At 60.6% G+C, this 19724-nt stretch carries 18 protein-coding genes; 13 read left to right on the forward strand and 5 right to left on the reverse strand.

The features are described from left to right. Positions 1 to 3: 3 nt before the first annotated feature. From ACXX83_RS05175 to ACXX83_RS05215, 9 genes are all read left to right on the forward strand, one after another. Complete coding sequence (locus tag ACXX83_RS05175) at positions 4 to 1179, forward strand: PrgH/EprH family type III secretion apparatus protein (RefSeq protein WP_458547732.1); 1176 nt, start codon at positions 4 to 6, stop codon at positions 1177 to 1179. A 10-nt stretch (positions 1180 to 1189) separates the two neighbouring features. Next, positions 1190 to 1450 (forward strand): type III secretion system needle filament subunit SctF, encoded by a 261-nt coding sequence (gene sctF, locus ACXX83_RS05180; RefSeq protein WP_458547733.1) that lies wholly within the window; start codon positions 1190 to 1192, stop codon positions 1448 to 1450. Between the two features lie 60 nt (positions 1451 to 1510). Further along, entirely contained in the window at positions 1511 to 1819 is a 309-nt protein-coding gene (gene sctI, locus ACXX83_RS05185; RefSeq protein ID WP_015096034.1) for a type III secretion system inner rod subunit SctI, read from the forward strand. Beyond that, the gene (locus ACXX83_RS05190) at positions 1816 to 2538 is read left to right on the forward strand and encodes an EscJ/YscJ/HrcJ family type III secretion inner membrane ring protein (protein ID WP_458547734.1); all 723 of its coding nucleotides are present in this window, start codon (positions 1816 to 1818) and stop codon (positions 2536 to 2538) included. The genes sctI and ACXX83_RS05190 overlap by 4 nt, the downstream gene beginning before the upstream one ends. Beyond that, positions 2522 to 3091 (forward strand): OrgA/MxiK family T3SS sorting platform protein, encoded by a 570-nt coding sequence (locus ACXX83_RS05195; RefSeq protein WP_458547735.1) that lies wholly within the window; start codon positions 2522 to 2524, stop codon positions 3089 to 3091. The genes ACXX83_RS05190 and ACXX83_RS05195 overlap by 17 nt, the downstream gene beginning before the upstream one ends. Next, positions 3063 to 3782: an oxygen-regulated invasion protein OrgB gene (locus ACXX83_RS05200; RefSeq protein ID WP_458547736.1), complete on the forward strand. Its 720-nt coding sequence runs from the start codon at positions 3063 to 3065 to the stop codon at positions 3780 to 3782. The genes ACXX83_RS05195 and ACXX83_RS05200 overlap by 29 nt, the downstream gene beginning before the upstream one ends. Beyond that, positions 3772 to 4209, forward strand: coding sequence for a hypothetical protein (locus tag ACXX83_RS05205; RefSeq protein WP_458547737.1), 438 nt, complete (start codon positions 3772 to 3774; stop codon positions 4207 to 4209). Before ACXX83_RS05200 ends, ACXX83_RS05205 begins: the two co-directional genes overlap by 11 nt. Positions 4210 to 4252: 43 nt before the next feature. Beyond that, positions 4253 to 5623, forward strand: coding sequence for a hypothetical protein (locus ACXX83_RS05210; protein WP_458547738.1), 1371 nt, complete (start codon positions 4253 to 4255; stop codon positions 5621 to 5623). Between the two features lie 143 nt (positions 5624 to 5766). Beyond that, positions 5767 to 6786: a quinone-dependent dihydroorotate dehydrogenase gene (locus ACXX83_RS05215; RefSeq protein WP_095965179.1), complete on the forward strand. Its 1020-nt coding sequence runs from the start codon at positions 5767 to 5769 to the stop codon at positions 6784 to 6786. 247 nt (positions 6787 to 7033) lie between these two features. On the opposite strand, the gene rmf is transcribed toward ACXX83_RS05215, so the two are convergent. Next, complete coding sequence (rmf, locus tag ACXX83_RS05220) at positions 7034 to 7249, reverse strand: ribosome modulation factor (protein WP_003223300.1); 216 nt, start codon at positions 7247 to 7249, stop codon at positions 7034 to 7036. A gap of 530 nt (positions 7250 to 7779) precedes the next feature. On the opposite strand from rmf, the gene rlmKL reads away from it, so the two are divergent. Both rlmKL and ACXX83_RS05230 read left to right on the forward strand, forming a co-directional pair. Next, positions 7780 to 10050 (forward strand): bifunctional 23S rRNA (guanine(2069)-N(7))-methyltransferase RlmK/23S rRNA (guanine(2445)-N(2))-methyltransferase RlmL, encoded by a 2271-nt coding sequence (gene rlmKL / locus ACXX83_RS05225; protein ID WP_217837653.1) that lies wholly within the window; start codon positions 7780 to 7782, stop codon positions 10048 to 10050. A 207-nt stretch (positions 10051 to 10257) separates the two neighbouring features. Further along, entirely contained in the window at positions 10258 to 12657 is a 2400-nt protein-coding gene (locus tag ACXX83_RS05230) for a sensor domain-containing diguanylate cyclase (RefSeq protein WP_458547739.1), read from the forward strand. Positions 12658 to 12794: 137 nt separating this feature from the next. Here ACXX83_RS05230 and dacB read toward each other — a convergent pair whose 3' ends face one another. Beyond that, entirely contained in the window at positions 12795 to 14255 is a 1461-nt protein-coding gene (gene dacB, locus ACXX83_RS05235; RefSeq protein WP_015096026.1) for a D-alanyl-D-alanine carboxypeptidase/D-alanyl-D-alanine endopeptidase, read from the reverse strand. A 235-nt stretch (positions 14256 to 14490) separates the two neighbouring features. Here dacB and ACXX83_RS05240 point away from each other — a divergent pair, with 235 nt between their 5' ends. Continuing rightward, the gene (locus ACXX83_RS05240; protein WP_007971486.1) at positions 14491 to 14835 is read left to right on the forward strand and encodes a YggL family protein; all 345 of its coding nucleotides are present in this window, start codon (positions 14491 to 14493) and stop codon (positions 14833 to 14835) included. A gap of 114 nt (positions 14836 to 14949) precedes the next feature. Here ACXX83_RS05240 and ACXX83_RS05245 read toward each other — a convergent pair whose 3' ends face one another. Next, positions 14950 to 16164 (reverse strand): benzoate/H(+) symporter BenE family transporter, encoded by a 1215-nt coding sequence (locus tag ACXX83_RS05245; RefSeq protein ID WP_458547740.1) that lies wholly within the window; start codon positions 16162 to 16164, stop codon positions 14950 to 14952. Between the two features lie 355 nt (positions 16165 to 16519). On the opposite strand from ACXX83_RS05245, the gene ACXX83_RS05250 reads away from it, so the two are divergent. After that, positions 16520 to 17284 carry a GntR family transcriptional regulator gene (locus ACXX83_RS05250; RefSeq protein WP_007971481.1) on the forward strand — a complete coding sequence of 255 codons (765 nt, stop codon included), beginning with the start codon at positions 16520 to 16522 and terminating at the stop codon, positions 17282 to 17284. A gap of 162 nt (positions 17285 to 17446) precedes the next feature. Here the strand turns inward: ACXX83_RS05250 and guaD are convergent, their stop codons facing one another. Continuing rightward, on the reverse strand, positions 17447 to 18751 hold the full coding sequence (guaD, locus tag ACXX83_RS05255; RefSeq protein ID WP_458547741.1) for a guanine deaminase: 1305 nt from the start codon (positions 18749 to 18751) through the stop codon (positions 17447 to 17449). A gap of 7 nt (positions 18752 to 18758) precedes the next feature. Beyond that, positions 18759 to 19616: a xanthine dehydrogenase accessory protein XdhC gene (xdhC, locus tag ACXX83_RS05260; RefSeq protein WP_458547742.1), complete on the reverse strand. Its 858-nt coding sequence runs from the start codon at positions 19614 to 19616 to the stop codon at positions 18759 to 18761. Positions 19617 to 19724: the final 108 nt, after the last annotated feature.

A 19724-nucleotide genomic window follows, 5' to 3' on the forward strand; every position in this document is an offset into this window, starting at 1 on the left:
ACGGTGACAGTTCTGCCGACCCCCGACCCCCGACCCTGCGTTCTACGGATACTCAATGGCGCGCTGCAAGGTTGCGAATTCCCCCTCGGCGAAACTACAACCCTGTTCGTGGTAGGGACTGTGGATCTGCTGGGAGAGGGGGTACTGACTGCCAGCGTCCCGGCGGATGCGATCTTCGTTCCCCTGGAGTCGGGGGGATGCAATTTTGAGGTGTTGGCCGATCAAGTCACGCCGGATGGTCTGCCGCTGCGGGTGCTCAATGAGTCAATGGAAATACGCCACTGTGCCTTCCACACCAGGGTGCAGATCGGCGGCCTGCACATCGCCTTGCGGCCGGAAGACCAATCCTGGGCACCTGAACTGCTCGGGCTGCAACCTGACGCTACCGCTGACGCCGCCGCTGTTGTGTGGTGGCGTGCCCCTCTGTCCGGGTGGGTCGCCAGCGGTCTGGCGCTGGTCGCACTGCTCACCGCGGTTGGCATCTGGTCGATGCCTGGGCCGCCCACACCTGAAACCGATGTTCGCGCGTTGATCGCCGGGGCCAGTGACGAGGCCAGGGTGTTGAGCGGGCGTGACAATGCGATCTATGTGTTCGTGGCTTCCGAACGCGATGCCGGCTGGAGTCGGCAAGTGCTGGTGCGGCACAACACGCTGAGCGGCAAAGTGCTGGTGATGGACCAGGAGCGTCGTCGGCTGGAGCATTTGCTGGACGACCATGATCCACAACTGGCCTGGCACTCCATTGATCTGAAGGATCCATCGATACCGCGACTGCTGCTGAGTGCACAACGCAATCTGCTCACCCCGCAAAAACAGGCAAAACTGCTCGAAGCACTGCTTTTGGCCGCGCCTTATGCCCAGGACATAGCGGTGCAAATGCAGGATGACAGCCTGCTCGTCGAGTTGGCGCAAGAGGGGTTGCAGCGCCTGTCACTGGACTTCAGCCGCGTCGAGCATGAGGACAGTGTCACGTTTGCCATTGCAGGCAATTTGCAGGATTCCGAATTGGCGAACGCTCGCCGGTACGTCGACAGCTTTTACCGGCAGTGGGGGGATCGCTACGTGCACTTCACCGTCGAACTCAAGGACGACTCGCTCAAGGACAAGTCGTTCCAGACCGGCCCGCAGGGCTACATCAAGATGACCTCGTCATCCTGGCACTTTCCTACACAACACTAAAAGGTGACTCATGGCCGACATCGGTATCCCCATCGACTTTCCCGATGACTTTCTCGGGCGTCAGGCCCAGGCATTCGAAGAGGGTGCATCCAAACTCAAGGACAAGCTGGACGAAGCGCTGAAAAACCTGGAGGGCAATGCATCGGACCCTGGTCTGCTGGCCTTGTATCAGACCGCGTTTTCATCCTACACGGTGTTTCGAAACGCCCAGACCAACACCATCAAGGGCTTCAAGGATATCGACATGGCAATCATCCAGGCAGCTCGCTGATTCATCCTTTTTTGATCGGCCATTGGTACGTGCCAATGGCCATTTTCACGAGTGCATCGCATGGCTATTCAAAATATTTCCCTGTCTGACATCGGCCGGACAGCCTTTACGGAATTGCGCGGCCCCCAGGAAGGACCGATCGTATCCCTCGAGTCCCGATTGATCGAAGCGTTTGCCGGTTCTGCGGTCAATAGCGAGCAGGACGTTGCAGCCATCAATCAGATCATGCAGCGCCCGGATATCACCAGCCCCGAAGTATTGGCCAAGTTGCAGGAACTGACAGGACAATACAACGTGGACATCAACCTGCTTAACGTACTGGTCCGCAAAGCGGTAGGTACTGCCGAAACCCTGTTGCGTGCCTCATGAAGCCTGGCGTGTTGCTGATACTGCTGTGCCTGGTGCTGGCGGGGTGTCGCCAACCAAATCTGCTTGAAGGGCTAGATCAACAGCAGGCCAATGAAGTGCTTTCGGTGCTGCAGCGCAACAATATTGCTGCGGTGAAAGTCGATGCCGGCAAAACCGGCTATGCGGTGAAAATCGATCAGGTCGATTTTTCCGCGGCCGTCGATTTGCTCAACCTCTATTCCTTGCCTTCGCGGCCGCGCCTGCAAGTGGCAGAGATGTTTCCTGCCGACTCGCTGGTGGCCTCGCCCCGCGCTGAAAAAGCCCGGCTTTATTCGGCGCTGGAGCAGCGAATCGAACAGTCGCTGGGTGTGCTCGAAGGCGTGGTGTCGGCGCGAGTGCATGTCAGTTATGACCTTGAGGCCGGCGAAGGCGGACGCAAGGCGCCGCCTGTCCACCTCTCGGCAGTGGCGATCCATGAGCTCGACGTCGACCCGCAATTGCTGATCACCGACATCAAGCGTTTTCTCAAGAACAGTTTTGCGGCGGTCGAGTACGAGAACATCTCGGTGGTACTGTCCAAGCGTTCCCCGACCCAGCATGTCGCGCCGTCCGTGGCCGCAACGCAAGGGCATTCGCACTGGGTCTGGTGGTTGGCCGCGGTGACCGCATTGCTGGTGGCCAGTGGCGCAGCCTGGGCTTACCGCCAATCAAGCGCAGGGCAGCATGATGTCGCACGCTGAGTGTTTGGCGCAGATTCTCGCCGAGCCCCTGAGCTATCTGCATCCGCAGCGCCTGTCGACGCCGCAGGGATTTGATCGGCCCGAGGCACGCCATTGGCTCAACCAGATCCTGCTTGAAGATCTCGAACGGCCAGGCCCGTGGCCTTCGACGCCGTTGACAGCCGTAGCCAGGCAATGGGTTCGCCATTGGCGCCACCTGACCTACATCGCCAGGCTGATGGGCGCTTATCGCTTGAAGCCCGACCTGGCGCGAGGCGCAGCGTTGCTAGGCCTGCCCTTGTCATTGCGCCGGTTCGCCGGTTACAGCCTCGGTGTTCGATGCGGCCTGCCGATCGAGGGCTCGCCCGTTTCGATAGACCAGATCGAAGCCGCCGGCCTCAATGCGTTATGGAGTTGGTACGAGCAGGTACCGCCAGCCTTGCTCGAACGCCTGACCTTGCAATTTTCCGAACCGGTTGTTCGCCTGCACAGGCAATGGCCGGTCACGCAACCCGATACAACTCTTTTCTTTTTGGCGGTGCAACATGCTCGACGCTATCCGAACCCTGACTGAACTCCCCGAGTCGAGCGACGCCCATTTGTCCCGCGAGGACATCGCCGCCGCACGTCGACGCCAGACCTTGCAGCGACAGGCGCAGCGCTGGGCCTGCGATTGTGTCGAGCAGGCCCGGCGCGATGCCCAAGCGCTTCATGCCCAGGCCTTTCAGGAGGGCTATGCGGCGGGCATCTTGCGCGCGACCGGGCAGCTGGCTGACGGCTTGCTGATGTCCCAGACGCTGGGGCTGCAATTGCGCAAAGACCTTGCGCAGGCCGCCCGCGATTTGCTCGCACAAGCCTTGAGTCGTCCCGAATGGCTGGATGACATGCTGGAGCGCTGGCTGAGCGAGCAACCGGGCGATTCGAGCGCCGTGTTGCAAGTGCTGCTGCCGCTGCGTTGTCGGCCGCAGGGCAATGAGCTGCGCGAGCGCTTGCGCAGGCATTGGCCCGGTGAACTGGTCCTCGACTATCACCCGCAAGAGCGCTATGTGGCGCGGCTTGCAGATCAGTTGCTGGAATTCGATCTGGAAACGACGCAGCAACGACTGGAGCCGCGGTTGCTGGCATGCGTTGCGAACCTGCCGGAATCGGTTCGCGCTCTGGACCGGGCCTCCATGCAGGCGCTCATGGATCTGTATTCGACCTTTGCCGAACGCTCGCCCGGTTGCACTGACACGACCCCGCCCGAGGTCCGTCATGAAGATTGAAACCGGTTTGAGTCAGCGCACAACCGAGAGCGGGGGGCACGCAACGGTCGAGTCGCTTGAGTCACGTGTGCTTGCGGCTAACCGGAACGTGCCTGAAAACAAGCGCCCTGACCCCGAATTCGAGCGTTTATATGAGTTGCTGTCAGCCATGGAGGGGCAGGGAGAAAAGGTCATCTATGAGTTTCTCCGTTCCCTTCGAGGTGCAGATGGCCAATCACCCGCGTACCCCACTGCCCAGGCGTTGATGGCGGTCACGCTCCAGGTATTGGTTCGATTGAAGGACGACGGGCTGCAAGAGTCGCAGCTTTATAAGGAAGTCAAAGGTGCCAATGGCCTGGCGTTCAACATGGACCTCTTCGTCAAGGGCTTCATGCGTGAGGTGTTTAAACCGATGGAGGATGACGCTTGGGAGAAGAGTGAGTGGTGAAGCCGGGCACTAAGAATTTAATTAGCTGATCAGGGAAGCAAAAATGATTCACTCAATTGGTAATTCAACTGGAAATATCTCTTCCATTTCCAACAATGACACCTCACTCGTCAATGCAGCTGGCAGCCGTTTGATAGAGGCTCTTGATCTCGCGAGCTCTGGTTTTCAAGTGCAAACGCTGGGGACACCCAGGGAAGTAGTCGCGGGGATGGCGCTCCTGGAGCGCAGGGTTGCGAGTGAGTTGCAGGCGGTCGAGGCAGGGCAGGGCGAGACAGGCCACATTGGTGCAGAGCAGGTGCGCGTCTTCATTGATCATGGAGACTTACCTGAAGGGGCGCACAATGAAGACCTTTTTGCTCGAGCCCGCGAGTTAAATTCGGCGGACACCGAGCAAACCCGCGAAAGTCGAATGCGCACGGTGCTTGAAGCCGGTCTGGAATTGCTAGAGAGCGCCCGAGGGCCCGGGCTGAACCTGCTTAATGTCGCGGCGCGCACAGGCCTGGTCGTCGCGCTGACCACGGTGTTGCGCCAGATCGTCGGTTATTACGTGGAGCGAGCTATCCGGGAGGGCGATTCACCCGAGGCATCTCGCGCATGGGAGGTGGCCGCCATCACGATGATTGGTCCGGCACTGAGCCTGATGGGGGCCATCCGCGATGAGTGCGCAGGCACCGCCAATCTTCAGACTAGACTGGGGCGAGTGTGTATGGCGAGCATCACGATGGGGGCGCTGATCGCGGCACATCTGACCGGCGCATCCAGTTCGATGCTTTCGACGGCGGTCAATACGACTGTTTATACATTTGCCCGGGACCTGTGCAATGCCTTCTTTCCTTTGAATGACAACGCCGGAGCGGTGAATGACAGAGCGACGGGAGTCTCCATGGCAGCCTTCGGTACGGTGCAGTATCTATTGGAGCAATTGGCCCCACTGATGCCTCCCAGTGGCCCGGGGCGCGCAGCGGCGGACCTTGGTTTGAGTCTGGGGGCCGATGCCATTGCGGGAGCCGTGAATGCTTTTGGCGCGGTGATTGACGATTTCGTCTTTATCCTTTGCCGAAGCTGGCCGTTGTTATCGCCATCAGTGGGGTTGGGGGCGGTATCGATTGACCCCGAATCACTCCAGCAACATGTCCTTGAAGTGCGCACCGAAGCACGCGTGCCCACGGCACAGCAGTTGGGGAATGCGATGTTCAATAACGCGGCGTCGCGAACGTCTGCGTTCATGGGCCTTGTTCTTGCCTTGGGGGCCACAGCCGTTGAACTGTCGTTGACTGATCTTGGAGAAAACACTCAAGCTCAACTCCTGAATATCGGCCTGGGGATAATGATGATGCTCATCTACTTCCCATTCATCTGGAGTTGCTCCCAGAGCGCGCCTGAGGCTAAACCTGCAGCGCAGTCGCAGGCGTAACCTGATACGCCACCACCCGGCTCGACAGCGGCGATCCGGGTGGTGGATCAGGTCTACGACTTTGAAAAGCAGAGTTTCTCGCCCGCCACCCTCCACATGGCTATAATCGCCCCACTTTTCGTAGCCTTGAGTCAAATCCGCCCATGTACACCCTGGCCCGTCAGCTGTTGTTCAAACTTTCCCCGGAAACCTCCCACGATCTGTCCCTGGACCTGATCGGCGCGGGCGGGCGTCTTGGGCTCAACGGCTTGCTGTGCAAGGCCCCGGCAAAAATGCCGGTGAATGTCATGGGCCTGGAGTTCCCCAATCCGGTGGGCCTGGCCGCCGGTTTGGACAAGAACGGCGCGGCCATCGACGGGTTCGCCCAACTGGGTTTCGGTTTTGTCGAAATCGGCACCATCACCCCGCGTCCGCAGCCGGGCAACCCCAAGCCTCGCCTGTTCCGTTTGCCGGAAGCCGAGGCGATCATCAATCGCATGGGCTTCAACAACCTTGGCGTCGATCACCTGCTGGCCCGCGTGGCGGCGGCCAAATACAAGGGTGTGCTGGGCATCAACATCGGCAAGAACTTCGATACGCCGGTCGAGCGTGCCGTGGACGACTACCTGATCTGCCTGGACAAGGTGTACGCCCATGCCAGCTATGTGACGGTCAACGTCAGTTCGCCGAATACGCCGGGCCTGCGCAGTCTGCAATTCGGCGACTCGCTCAAGCAGTTGCTGGCCGATCTGGCCGAGCGCCGCGCGGAACTGGCCTTGCGTCATGGCAAGCATGTACCGCTGGCGATCAAGATCGCGCCGGACATGAGCGACGAAGAAACCGCACAGGTTGCACAAGCGCTGATCGAAACCGGAATGGATGCGGTCATCGCCACCAACACCACCCTGAGCCGCGTAGGCGTCGAAGGCATGGAACATGGCGACGAGGCCGGTGGTCTGTCCGGCGCACCGGTTCGCGACAAGAGCACCCACACCGTGAAAGTGCTGGCATCGGAGCTGGGTGGTCGCCTGCCGATCATCGCTGCCGGCGGCATTACCGAAGGCAAGCACGCCGCCGAGAAAATCACCGCGGGCGCGAGCCTGGTGCAGATCTATTCGGGCTTCATCTACAAGGGCCCGGCGCTGATTCGCGAGTCCGTAGACGCTATCGCAGCCTTGCGCTGATCCCCTGTAGGAGCGAGCCTGCTCGCGATGGTCGATAACGATAACGCGTGCTTTCTGGATACACGCGATGTTTTCGAGTCCATCGCGAGCAGGCTCGCTCCTACAGGAAATGGTGTGGCGAACGGGGAGGCATAAAAAAGGGCCCCTTTAAAGGAGCCCCTGGGCCGCAGCCCGCCGTCCGGATGGGACGTGCGTGGTTAATTCAGTACAAAATCAGATTGTCGTGTCGCAGTGTTGTGCCCTGTAATTAGCCGACGGCGTGAAGTTCGTTGAGTCTGTGGATTCCCGCAGTGCCGGTCATACCGTCCCAGTTGTCGCCGCGTCCTTCTCGCCAGCCGTTGATCCAGGCTTGGCGTACCGACGGTAGAGTAAATGGGCAAAGCTCACGGGATTTGCCACCAACGCCATATTGATATCCGCGCAAAAATGCTCTTTCCAACGGATCACGCTTAAGTCTTCTCATAGGGTGTTGCCCTCACTTGTTGACTGTATTTATCGCGTCGACCTCTATTGAGGTCTGGCAGAAAAACTCTGCCGTTGGGGGCTCGTTGCCGGCGTGACGAGCCAAGGTGTTGGCGTCATTGCGGCGCCAACCTGAGTTGAGTTCTAACCAATGCGTCACATCGAGGGAATGATCGTTTTGTCATAAGGACGTAACCATTCATGTGTTATGGCCATAAGTAACAGAGTGTTTGTAGCGTATTTATTAGTCAAACCCCGGTATGATCGGCTCTGCGCTGGATGATGGGCTTAATCCTTTAGTGAGAATGGCTCCCGTTGCCGGGAGGCACTATTCGACGAAGGGTCGACTTATGACATTTCATTGCATCAACTTTTTTATCTGTCCTTGCATCTAAGCTCACTTAACCCGAGCAGCAGGGGTGGAACGGCACACCTTCGTGCCACGCGGGCGCTCTTCGAGAAAAGCGCCTGATTGAAAACCGGACCGGCAATGCGTTGCCCGGTCGCTCAGCTAAAGGTTCTGGAATTCCCATGTCCGATCGTTTCGAACTCTTCCTCACTTGCCCAAAAGGCCTTGAAGGCCTGCTCATCGAGGAAGCCGTCGGGCTTGGCCTTGAGGAAGCGCGGGAGCACACCTCTGCCGTGCGCGGCATGGCCACCATGGAAACCGCTTATCGCCTGTGCCTGTGGTCACGCTTGGCCAACCGCGTGCTGCTGGTGCTCAAGCGTTTCCCGATGAAGGACGCCGAAGACCTGTACCACGGCGTGCTGGACATCGAGTGGCAAGACCACATGCTCAACGACGGCACCCTGGCCGTCGAATTCAGCGGCCATGGCTCGGGTATCGACAACACCCACTTCGGCGCGCTGAAAGTCAAGGACGCCATCGTCGACAAACTGCGCACCCCGCAAGGCGACCGTCCGTCCATCGACAAGCTCAATCCGGACCTGCGCATTCACCTGCGCCTGGACCGTGGCGAAGCCATTCTGTCCCTCGACCTGTCCGGCCACAGCCTGCACCAGCGCGGCTATCGCCTGCAGCAAGGTGCTGCACCGCTGAAGGAAAACCTCGCGGCCGCCATCCTGATCCGTTCCGGTTGGCCACGTATCGCGGCCGAAGGCGGCGCGCTGGCCGACCCGATGTGCGGTGTCGGTACGTTCCTGGTGGAAGCGGCGATGATCGCCGCCGACATCGCGCCGAACCTGCGCCGCGAGCAGTGGGGCTTCACGGCCTGGCTCGGTCACGTCCCGGCGTTGTGGAAAAAACTCCACGAAGAAGCGTCCGAGCGTGCCGCGGCCGGCCTGGCCAAGACACCGCTGTGGATTCGCGGCTACGAAGCCGATCCGCGCCTGATTCAACCGGGGCGCAACAACGTCGAGCGGGCCGGCCTGAGCGAGTGGATCAAGATCTACCAGGGTGAAGTCGCAACCTTCGAGCCGCGCCCGGACCAGAACCAGAAAGGCCTGGTGATCTGCAACCCTCCGTACGGCGAGCGTCTGGGCGACGAGGCGAGCCTGCTCTATCTCTACCAGAACCTCGGCGAACGCCTGCGTCAGGCCTGCCTGAACTGGGAAGCGGCGGTGTTCACCGGCGCGCCGGACCTGGGCAAGCGCATGGGCATCCGCAGCCACAAGCAGTATTCGTTCTGGAACGGCGCCTTGCCGTGCAAGCTGCTGCTGATCAAGGTGCTGCCCGATCAGTTCGTCACCGGCGAGCGTCGTACGCCGGAACAGCGCCAGGTCGAGCGTGAGCAAGCCGCCTACGATCAAACGCCGAACGAACCGCAGGAACGCAAGTTCAATAAAAACGGCAACCCGATCAAACCGACGCCGGCACCGGCTCCGGTGGTCGAGCAGCCGCGCCTGAGCGAAGGCGGGCAGATGTTTGCCAACCGTCTGCAAAAGAACCTCAAGGCCCTGGGCAAGTGGGTCAAGCGTGAAGGTATCGACTGCTACCGCGTGTACGATGCCGACATGCCGGAATACTCCATGGCCATCGACCTGTATCACGACTGGGTCCATGTTCAGGAGTACGCCGCGCCGAAATCCATCGATCCGGAAAAAGCGTCGGCCCGCATGTTCGATGCCCTGGCCGCCATCCCGCAGGCGCTGAACATCGACAAGAACCGTGTGGTGGTCAAGCGCCGCGAGCGTCAGAGCGGCACCAAACAGTACGAGCGCCAGGCGGCGCAGGGCAAATTTGTCGAGGTCAATGAAGGCGGTGTGAAGTTGCTGGTGAACCTCACCGACTACCTCGACACCGGTCTGTTCCTCGACCATCGGCCGATGCGCATGCGTATCCAGAAAGAGGCGGCCGGCAAACGCTTCCTCAATCTGTTCTGCTACACCGCAACGGCCAGCGTGCATGCGGCCAAGGGCGGCGCGCGCAGCACCACCAGTGTCGATCTGTCGAAAACCTATCTGGACTGGGCGCGTCGCAACCTGTCTCTGAATGGCTTTTCCGACAAGAACCGCCTGGAGCAGGGTGATGTGATGGCGTGGCTCGAAGCCAGTCGTGACGAGTACGACCTGATCTTCATCGACCCGCCGACGTTCTCCAACTCCAAGCGCATGGAAGGCGTGTTCGACGTGCAGCGCGACCAGGTGCAACTGATCGACCTGGCCATGGCGCGTCTGGCACCCGGTGGCGTGTTGTACTTCTCCAACAACTTCCGCAAGTTCGAACTGGAGGCCAATCTCGGCGAGCGCTATGCGGTCGAGGACATCACTGCCCAGACCCTCGATCCGGATTTTGCCCGTAACGCCAAGATCCATCGCGCCTGGAAAATCATGGCACGTTGATGGTTGCCCCCCTGTAGGAGCGAGCCTGCTCGCGATGGTCGACAACGATAACGCGTATATCTTGGAGTACGCGGCGCTCTCGAATCCATCGCGAGCAAGCTCGCTCCTACAGGGCCCGATCAGTGCTGGTCAAATTAGTGGCTAATAGCTATAACTCCACTCAGGGCCAAAGGGCTTTCCTGCACCTGGCGTTTTGAGTTGCGTTTTATGTCGTTGCACGCCGTGCGCCCCAGGATCCTGGGTTTTATCAGCGAAGATGCCTCGGCCTGGCTGGTCGCGTTGCTGGTTTTGTTGATCGGCGGGGTGCTCACCGGGTTACTGGCGTGGTCGACACTTAATCTGTTTCACCATCAATTGCGGCAACGCTTCCAACTGCTGGCCAGTGAGCGTTACAGCCGTATCGAAGAACGTTTCGAAGATCAGGAGCAGCGCCTCGACGGCCTGCGCCGGTTTTTCGCCAATTCCGGTTCGGTGTCCCGAGCGGAATTCGACGGTTACACCCAACCTTTGTTGCTGCGAACCCAGGCGTATTCCTATGCCCAGCGGGTCACTCGTGACGAGCGGGCGGCGTTCGAGCGACGGGTGCGAGACGAGGGCTTGAACAGCTTCACCCTGAGAGAACTCAACGCCGACGGCCAATTGCAACTGGCCGGCGAGCGCGATGAGTACGTGGCGGTGCTGTATAGCCAGACGCAAAGCAAACTCGGCGCTCCCCTCGGTTACGACTTGCTGGCCCAGCCGCTGCGGCGTGCCACGCTCGCTTGGGCTGATCAGCGTGGCGGCATGGCGGTGTCGCAACCGATGCATCTGGTGAGTATTGAACCGGCCTATGCGCGCGGCGTGCTGCTGGTCGCGCCGGTCACGCAGCGCACCGGACAGGCCCACAATGCCACGAAGCCCTACGGGTATGTGATGGCCGTGATCAGCATGCGCCAATTGCTGGCGGACGGACTGCCGGAAGCGAGTCGCGACTATCTCTCGGTACGCATCCTCGATTTGTCCACCGACGACCGGCACGAAGTGCTGTTCGAGTCGGCCAACCCGCCAGCCGTCAGCGAGCTGTCGGCCACGCGCCTGTTGCGCATGGCCGACCATCACTATCAAGTCGATATCCGGCCCAGCGACGCGTTCGTGCAGGCCAACCATTCCTCCGTGACCAGTCTGCTCGTGTTGGGCGGATTGCTCAGCCTGTTGCTCAGTGCCTTGCTCTATGTGCTGGTCAGTCAGCGGCAGCGGGCGTTGAGACTGGTCGAGCAGCGTACCCAGGAGCTGCGCGATCGGGAACAGGAGCTGCGTGGCACCCATGGTCAGTTGCGTGGCGTGCTGAATGCCGCCACCCAGGTTGCGATCATCGCCACCGACCTGCGCGGCGTCATCAGCACGTTCAACGCCGGTGCCGAGCAGATGCTCGGCTATACCAGTGCCGAAGTGGTCGGCCATATGACCCTGGAGAACCTGCACCTGCCCCGGGAGCTGGCTGCTCGCTCGGCAGAGTTGAGCGCGCGCTATGGCAAGCCGGTACCGAGCTGCCAGGCGATGCTGGTCGAAGGCGACGTGGAGGGCGATCACGAGGCGCGGGAGTGGACCCTGGTGCGCGGCGATGGCAGCCATCTGATGGTCAACATGCTCGCCACGCCGGTGCTCGACGAGCAAGGTCTGTGGGTCGGGCACCTGGCGGTGTGCATCGACATCACCGAACGCAAGCGGGTCCATGAAGCGCTCGCGGCGCGGGACCTGCTGTTGAAAAAACTCAGCGCCCACGTGCCCGGTGGCATCTACCAGTTCAAGATGGAATTCGACGGGCGCTTCAGCGTGATCTATGCCAGCGACGGCATTCGCGATATCTACGAGCTGGAACCCGACGTACTGCTGCTCAATGCCGAAGCGATCTTCACCCGCATTCACCCCCAGGACACTACCCGTGTCCGCGAATCGATCCGCGCTTCGGCCGAAACCCTCAGCCCCTGGCGCGAGGAGTACCGCGTGCAACTGCCGCTACGGGGTTTGCGTTGGGTTCGCGGCGAAGCCACTCCGGAGGAGCTGCCCGGTGGCGGCGTGCTCTGGCACGGCTACATCTCGGACATTTCCGATATGAAGCGGGTGGAAGAAGAGTTGCGTGCGTTGTCAGTCACCGATTCCCTGACCGGTATCCATAACCGACGTTATTTCCAGGAGCGCCTGAGCACCGAAATGGTTCGGGTGGAGCGTGGCGGTGGGGATTTGTCGGTGATCATGCTCGATATCGACCATTTCAAACGCATCAATGACCTGCATGGCCACGCCATCGGTGATCGGGTGTTGCAGGCAGTGTGCGAGCGGATCGGCCACCGGCTGCGTCGCACCGATGTGTTCTGCCGCCTGGGCGGCGAAGAGTTCATGGTGTTGTGCCCGGATATCGGCGGCGAACATGCCTATGTGCTGGCCCAGCAATTGTGGCACAGCCTGCGCAGTTCACCCATTGAAGGCGTCGGTACGGTCACCGCCAGTTTCGGGATTGCCAGTTGGCGCGCCGGGGAGGGCGCCGATGCCTTGCTGTTGCGCGCGGACTCGGGGGTTTATGCGGCGAAGCAGGCAGGGCGAGACCGGGTAGAAGAGGAGATGAATTAACCCGGGTTGTACGCTGCCCCTGTAGGAGCGAGCCTGCTCGCGATGGATTCGAGAGCGCCGCGTACATCCAGTATGTCCGCGTTATCGTTATCGACCATCGCGAGCAGGCTCGCTCCTACAGGGGGCAGAGCTGTGCTTTACAACACCGAAGCCGTCTGCGGCGCTTTCGGTTGGCGGTACAGGTCGAGCAGCACCTGATCGAGCACCGACGAGGCGCCGAACGGGGCCTTGTCGTTGAGGATCGCCACCACCGCCCAGGTGTTGCCGTTGACGTCGCGACTGAAGCCGGCAATCGCCCGTACGGTGTTCAGCGTGCCGGTCTTGACGTGGGCTTCACCGCGCATCGCCGTGGTCTTCAGGCGCTTGCGCATGGTGCCGTCGGTGCCGGCAATCGGCATCGAACTGATGTACTCGGCGGCATACGGGCTGCGCCACGCCGCTTCGAGCATCGAGGCCAATTCCCGGGCGCTGACGCGCTCGGAGCGGGACAGGCCGGAGCCGTTCTCCATCACCAGATGCGGCGCGGTGATGCCCTTTTTCGCCAGCCACTGACGCACGACACGCTGGGCAGCCTTGGCGTCATCACCATCGGCATCGGTGCGGAAACGTTGGCCCAGGCTCAGGAACAACTGCTGGGCCATGGTGTTGTTACTGTATTTGTTGATGTCGCGGATGATTTCCGCCAGGTCCGGCGAGAACGCCCGGGCCAGCACCTTGGCGTCTTTAGGGGTTGGCGCCAGCACATCCCTGCCCTGGATGCTGCCACCCAGCTCCTTCCAGATCGCGCGGACGGCGCCAGCGGTGTAGGTCGCGTGGTCGAGCAGCGACAGGTAAGTCTGCGAGCTGCAGCCTTCACCCAGTTGACCGCCGACGGTAACGGTCACGGTGCCATCGGCTTGCGCCACCGGGTTGTAACGCACGCCACCGGTGCATTGCTTGGAGTTGAGGGCCTTGACCTGGTTGTCGATGCGGATGCTCGCAATCGGCGGTTCCACCGAGACCAGTACCTTGCCCGAGTCATTGCGCGCAACGAAGCGCAGTGCCTTGAGGTTGACCAGCAGCGAGTCGGGTTTGACCAGGAACGGCTTGTTGTCATCGTTGCCGTCGTCATTGAACTCCGGCAGTTGCGGTTGCACGAAGAAGGTTTTGTCCAGCACCAGGTCGCCGGTGACCTGGGTGACACCGTTGGCACGCAGGTCGCGCATCAGCAGCCAGAGTTTTTCCATGTTCAGCTTCGGATCGCCGCCACCCTTGAGGTAGAGGTTGCCATTGAGGATGCCGCCACTGAGGGTGCCGTCGGTGTAGAACTCGGTTCTCCACTGGTGGTTCGGGCCGAGCATTTCCAGGGCTGCGTAGGTGGTGACCAGTTTCATGGTCGACGCCGGGTTGACCGACACGTCGGCGTTGAACACCGTAGGAGTGCCGGGGCCGGTGAGCGGGATCATCACCAGCGACAGGGCGTTGTCCTGCAATTTGCTGGCTTTCAGGGCTTTTTCAACGTTGGGCGACAACGCGGTATTGATTGGAGCGGCGCAAACGGGGAGGGCCAGGGGGAGAAGAAAACCGGCCAACAGCAATGGACGCAAAGACTTGATCATCTGAAATAAAACCCTACAGCCGAGGGGGAAATAAGATGAGGGCATGAAGATAAATTCCCTCAATGGTCATGAAAGTGTCGGCATTATGCCCCAAGGTGTCACGACTTGTGCCGTGCGAGGGCTGTCCGATCGGCTATTTTTTTACCGACGGTAGGCGAGGTGGCCCAGAGAGTCAGGCAATCGGCGGCTTAAACTGCTAAAGTGCCGCCCGTTATTACTTAAGAGGATTGTTCCAATGGCGACTAACCGTTCCCAGCGTCTGCGCAAAAAACTGTGCGTCGATGAATTTCAAGAGCTGGGTTTCGAACTGAACCTGGATTTCAAAGAAGATTTGGCTGATGAAGCCATTGATGCTTTCCTCGACGCGTTCCTCAAAGAAGCCATGGAAGCCAACGGTCTGGGTTATGTTGGCGGCGACGACTACGGTCTGGTTTGCCTGCAGAAGCGTGGCTCGGTCAGCGCCGAACAGCGCGCTGCCGTTGAAGCCTGGCTCAAAGGCCGCACCGAGCTGACCAGCGTTGAAGTCAGCCCGCTGCTGGACGTCTGGTACCCGGAAAAGCCGATCAATCCGGTAGCTTGATGTTCTGAAAAAGAACGGCGACCCAAGGGTCGCCGTTTTTTTTGCCTTTTTTTTGTAGGAGCGAGCTTGCTCGCGATGAACCTGAGAACACCGCGGGGTGTCAGGCTTCCAGCGTTATCGTTGACGACCATCGCGAGCAGGCTCGCTCCCACAGTTCAGAATCAGCAGCGTCACCACCCCCGCGACAATCCCCCAGAACGCCGAACCGATGGAAAACAGCGTCAGCCCCGATGCCGTGACCATGAAGGTGATGAGCGCCGCTTCACGCTCCTTCACTTCGCTCATCGCGATGCTCAAGCCGTTGATGATCGAGCCGAACAGCGCCAGTGCGGCAATCGACAGCACCAGTTCCTTGGGCAGCGCGGCAAACAATGCCGCGAGCGTTGCGCCGAAGACGCCGGCGATCCCGTAGAAAATCCCGCACCAGACAGCTGCGGTGTAGCGTTTGTTGCGATCTTCATGGGCGTGCGGACCGGTGCAGATCGCCGCGCTGATTGCCGCCAGGTTGATCCCGTGAGAACCGAACGGTGCCAGCAGCAAACTGGCGATGCCGGTGGTGGTGATCAGCGGCGAGGCTGGCACGGTGTAGCCATCGGCGCGCAATACGGCGATGCCGGGCATGTTCTGTGAGGTCATGGCGACGACAAACAGCGGGATGCCGATGCTGATGGTCGCGGCCAGGGAGAACTGCGGTGTGGTCCAGACCGGCGTGGCGACCTCCAGGTGAAAACCGCTGAAGTCCAGCAGCCCCATGAAGCCTGACAATGCCGTGCCGACCAACAAGGCTGCCAGCACCGCATAGCGCGGCGACAGGCGCTTGACCAGCAGATAAGTGACGAACATTCCCAGTACCAGGGCCGTGCGGTGTTGTGCGGCGACGAAAATCTCGCTGCCGATCTTGAACAGGATCCCTGCCAGCAGGGCGGCGGCCAGGGATGCCGGGATTTTCTTCACCAGCCGTTCGAAGCTGCCGGTCAGCCCGCAAATCGTCACCAGGACCGCGCAGGTCATATAAGCACCAATGGCTTCGCCGTAGCTCACGCCGCCCAGGCTGGTGATCAGCAGCGCGGCACCGGGGGTCGACCAGGCAATGGTGATCGGCGTGCGATAGCGCAGGGACAGGCCGATGGAGCACACCGCCATGCCGATGGAGATCGCCCAGATCCACGAAGAAATCTGCCCGCTGCTCAGGCCCGCCGCTTGCCCGGCCTGAAACATCAGCACCAGGGAGCTGGTGTAGCCGGTCATCATGGCAATGAACCCGGCGACGATGGCCGAGGGCGAGGTGTCGGCCAGAGGGCGGATTTGCGTGTGGGTGGCGTCGTTCATGACGGTGGTGTTCCTTATACAAATGAAGATGTCCGCAGTAACGCTGAACCTTGTGGGAGCGGGCTTGCTCGCGAAGGGGGCGTGTCAGTCGACATTGATATGGCAGACAGACCGCATTCGCGAGCAAGCCCGCTCCCACAGGGATCGTGCCAAAAAGGCGGATTCTGCGAACAAGCCTAAACTCAAAAGTAATCAGGTGTTGCGATACAGCCGAGGCAACATTCAGCCGTACAGTCGTGTTGCCACCATCCATTGTGTACAATCGCAGTGTTTTTTACGCGATACTTGCCAGCGACCCACTGTGCCGTATTACAGTCACGGTCAATTCGCCGCAGTTCTTCCGACTCGAGTGCCCATGAACGAACAGTTGCAACCCCTAAAGAAACAACCGCGAGCAGGCAAAGCCGGCCGTAGCGGTACCCAGGACGATATTGTCTACGCGCATATCTTCGAGGCCATCCTCGAGCAGCGTCTGGCGCCCGGCACCAAGTTGAGCGAAGAAGCGCTGGGGGAAATTTTCGGGGTCAGCCGCACCATCATTCGCCGCGCCCTGTCGCGCCTGGCCCATGAAGGCGTGGTGCTGTTGCGTCCGAATCGCGGCGCCGTGGTTGCCAGCCCGAGTGTCGAAGAGGCGCGCCAGGTGTTCATGGCCCGGCGTCTGGTCGAGCGCGCGATCACCGAGCTGGCGGTGCAGCACGCCACCGCCGAACAGATCGCCGAATTGCGCCAGATGGTCAACGACGAACGCGACAGCTTCTCCCGTGGCGACCGTGGTGCCGGCATCCGCCTGTCGGGCGAATTCCACCTGAAACTGGCTGAAGCGGCGAAAAACGCCCCGCTGATCAGCTTCCAGCGCAGCCTGGTGTCCCAGACGTCGCTGATCATCGCCCAGTACGAAAGCGGCAACCGCTCCCACTGTTCCTACGACGAGCACACCCAGTTGATCGACGCCATCGAGAAGCGCGACGCTGAACTGGCGGTGAACCTGATGATGCATCACATGGATCACATCGACAGCAAGCTCAACCTCGACGAGGAAAGTGCTTCGGATGACCTGCATGCGGTGTTCTCGCATTTGCTGCAGACCAAGAAGCCGGGTCGTTCGCCGGCGAAAATCTGATAGACCGCGTCGCCTGATTCGCGAGCAAGCCCGCTCCCACAGAGGATTTGTGAACGGCACAGATCAAATGTGGGAGCGGGCTTGCTCGCGAAGGCGGCCTTAAAGACACAAAAAATCCCCCGGGCTGAAAAGCGGCGGGGGATTTTTTATGCCCGCAATACCTTAGCGCTGATGCACCAGATTCCCCGCCGCATAGGTCTGCAACACCGTCCGGTCATCCCCCAGCGTCATCAACACAAACAACGTCTCGGCGATGTTATTGGCCTGCTTCAGGCGATAGCCCAGCAGCGGCGTGGCGTTGTAGTCCAGCACCAGGAAGTCGGCGTCGGTGCCCGGTTGCAGGGTGCCGATCTTGTCTTCCAGACGCAGCGCACGGGCGCCGCCGAGGGTGGCCAGGTACAGCGACTTGAACGGACTCAGGCGCGCACCTTGCAGCTGCATCACCTTGTACGCCTCGTTGAGCGTTTGCAGCAGCGAGAAACTGGTGCCGCCGCCGACATCGGTGCCGATGCCGACATTGAGTTTGTGCTTCTCGGCCATCGGCAGGTTGAACAGGCCGCTGCCGAGGAAGAAGTTCGAGGTCGGGCAGAACGAGATGGCCGAACCGGTTTCTGCCAGTCGCGCGCACTCGTCATCGCACAGGTGCACACCGTGGGCGAACACCGAGCGCTCGCCGAGCAACTGATAGTGGTCGTAGACGTCCAGGTAGCCTTTGCGCTCGGGGAACAGCTCCTTGACCCACTCGATTTCCTTGAGGTTTTCGCTGATGTGGGTCTGCATGTACAGATCCGGGTATTCGGTCAGCAACTGGCCGGCCAGGGTCAGCTGTTCCGGGGTGCTGGTCGGTGCGAAGCGTGGGGTGACGGCGTAGTGCAGGCGACCCTTGCCGTGCCAGCGCTCGATCAGCGCCTTGCTGTCGACGTAGCTGGATTCGGCGGTATCGGTCAGGTAGTCCGGGGCGTTGCGGTCCATCATCACCTTGCCGGCGATCATCCGCAGGTCGAGCTGCTCAGCCGCTTCGAAGAACGAGTTCACCGATTGCGGGTGCACGCTGCCGAACACCAGCGCGGTGGTGGTGCCGTTGCGCAGCAGTTCCTTGATGAAAATGTCGGCGACCTGGTCGGCGTGGGACTTGTCGGCGAACTGGCTTTCGCACGGGAAGGTGTAGGTGTTGAGCCAGTCCAGCAATTGTTCGCCATAGGCGCCGACCATGCCGGTTTGCGGCAGGTGGATGTGGGTGTCGATGAAGCCGGGGGTGATCAGCGCATCCTGATAGTGGGTGATCTCGATATCCGCCGGCAGGGTCGGCAGCAATTCGCTGGCGTGGCCCAGGGCGCTGATCTGGCCGTTATCCACAACCAGCAAGCCGTCTTCGAAATACTCGTAGGAGGCTTCGATACCGACTTCGGCTGGGTCGGCAATGCTGTGCAGGATGGCGGCGCGGTAAGCTTTGCGAGTCAAAGGCATGAGATTCTCAGTTCGAGGCTTTCAAGTTTGCGGTTTGGCTGCGGCGTGACGCGGGCAGCAGTTTGGCAATCGGTTCGGCGCTGGACGTCTGCTGGCCGAAGTTCGCGTTATAGGTGGCGATGATTTCGCCGGCGATGGAGATGGCGATTTCCACAGGCAACTTGCCTTTGACTTCGCCGATGCCCATCGGGCAGCGCATGCGTTGCACGACGCTGTTGTCGAAACCGCGGTCGCGCAGGCGATGTTCGAACTTCACGCGTTTGGTCTTCGAACCGATCAGGCCGAAGTAGGCGAAGTCGTTGCGCTTGAGGATTGCCGCGGTCAGTTCGAGGTCGAGCTGGTGGTTGTGGGTCATCACGATGCAATAGCTGCCGGCGGGCAGGTCATCGATTTCATCCACCGGTTCTTCGCTGACGATCTTGCGCACGCTGTGGGGGATCTGCTCGGGGAATTCCTCTTCCCGCGAATCAATCCAGCGCACCCGGCAAGGCAGGCTGGCCAGCAGCGGCACCAGGGCGCGGCCGACGTGGCCGGCACCGAACACGGCGATCTGCGCCTGCACCTGGCCCATCGGTTCGAACAGCAGAACGGTGGCACCGCCGCAGCACTGGCCGAGGCTGGCACCGAGGCTGAAACGCTCCAGATGGGTGTCCTGCTTGCCACTGGCCAGCATCTCGCGGGCGATCTTCATGGCCTTGTATTCCAGGTGCCCGCCACCGATGGTGTCGAAGGCCTGGTTCGCGCTGATGACCATTTTTGAGCCAGCGTTGCGCGGCGTGGAGCCGAGCTCTTCGATGATGGTTACCAGCACGCAGGGCTCACCCCGGTTTTGCAGGTCGGCGAGGGCGTCGATCCAGTTGTACATGTTTCACCTCAACATCTCTGTTGTCAGTTCGGGCCTCTTCGCGAGCAAGCCCGCTCCCACATTTGGAATGCATTTCAATGTGGGAGCGGGCTTGCTCGCGAAGGCCGC

It is taken from the genome of Pseudomonas sp. GNP012, assembly GCF_054343835.1.

Excerpts from the sequence above, each read along its gene's own strand:
- ACXX83_RS05200 (WP_458547736.1), top strand. The coding sequence starts at position 3,063 with ATGCTCGACGCTATCCGAACCCTGACTGAACTCCCCGAGTCGAGCGAC.
- ACXX83_RS05250 (WP_007971481.1), top strand. The coding sequence starts at position 16,520 with ATGAACGAACAGTTGCAACCCCTAAAGAAACAACCGCGAGCAGGCAAA.
- ACXX83_RS05240 (WP_007971486.1), top strand. The coding sequence starts at position 14,491 with ATGGCGACTAACCGTTCCCAGCGTCTGCGCAAAAAACTGTGCGTCGAT.
- sctF (WP_458547733.1), top strand. The coding sequence starts at position 1,190 with ATGGCCGACATCGGTATCCCCATCGACTTTCCCGATGACTTTCTCGGG.
- sctI (WP_015096034.1), top strand. The coding sequence starts at position 1,511 with ATGGCTATTCAAAATATTTCCCTGTCTGACATCGGCCGGACAGCCTTT.
- ACXX83_RS05245 (WP_458547740.1), bottom strand. The coding sequence starts at position 16,164 with ATGAACGACGCCACCCACACGCAAATCCGCCCTCTGGCCGACACCTCG.
- rlmKL (WP_217837653.1), top strand. The coding sequence starts at position 7,780 with ATGTCCGATCGTTTCGAACTCTTCCTCACTTGCCCAAAAGGCCTTGAA.
- ACXX83_RS05210 (WP_458547738.1), top strand. The coding sequence starts at position 4,253 with ATGATTCACTCAATTGGTAATTCAACTGGAAATATCTCTTCCATTTCC.
- ACXX83_RS05190 (WP_458547734.1), top strand. The coding sequence starts at position 1,816 with ATGAAGCCTGGCGTGTTGCTGATACTGCTGTGCCTGGTGCTGGCGGGG.
- ACXX83_RS05230 (WP_458547739.1), top strand. The coding sequence starts at position 10,258 with ATGTCGTTGCACGCCGTGCGCCCCAGGATCCTGGGTTTTATCAGCGAA.
- dacB (WP_015096026.1), bottom strand. The coding sequence starts at position 14,255 with ATGATCAAGTCTTTGCGTCCATTGCTGTTGGCCGGTTTTCTTCTCCCC.
- guaD (WP_458547741.1), bottom strand. The coding sequence starts at position 18,751 with ATGCCTTTGACTCGCAAAGCTTACCGCGCCGCCATCCTGCACAGCATT.
- xdhC (WP_458547742.1), bottom strand. The coding sequence starts at position 19,616 with ATGTACAACTGGATCGACGCCCTCGCCGACCTGCAAAACCGGGGTGAG.
- ACXX83_RS05215 (WP_095965179.1), top strand. The coding sequence starts at position 5,767 with ATGTACACCCTGGCCCGTCAGCTGTTGTTCAAACTTTCCCCGGAAACC.
- ACXX83_RS05205 (WP_458547737.1), top strand. The coding sequence starts at position 3,772 with ATGAAGATTGAAACCGGTTTGAGTCAGCGCACAACCGAGAGCGGGGGG.
- rmf (WP_003223300.1), bottom strand. The coding sequence starts at position 7,249 with ATGAGAAGACTTAAGCGTGATCCGTTGGAAAGAGCATTTTTGCGCGGA.
- ACXX83_RS05195 (WP_458547735.1), top strand. The coding sequence starts at position 2,522 with ATGATGTCGCACGCTGAGTGTTTGGCGCAGATTCTCGCCGAGCCCCTG.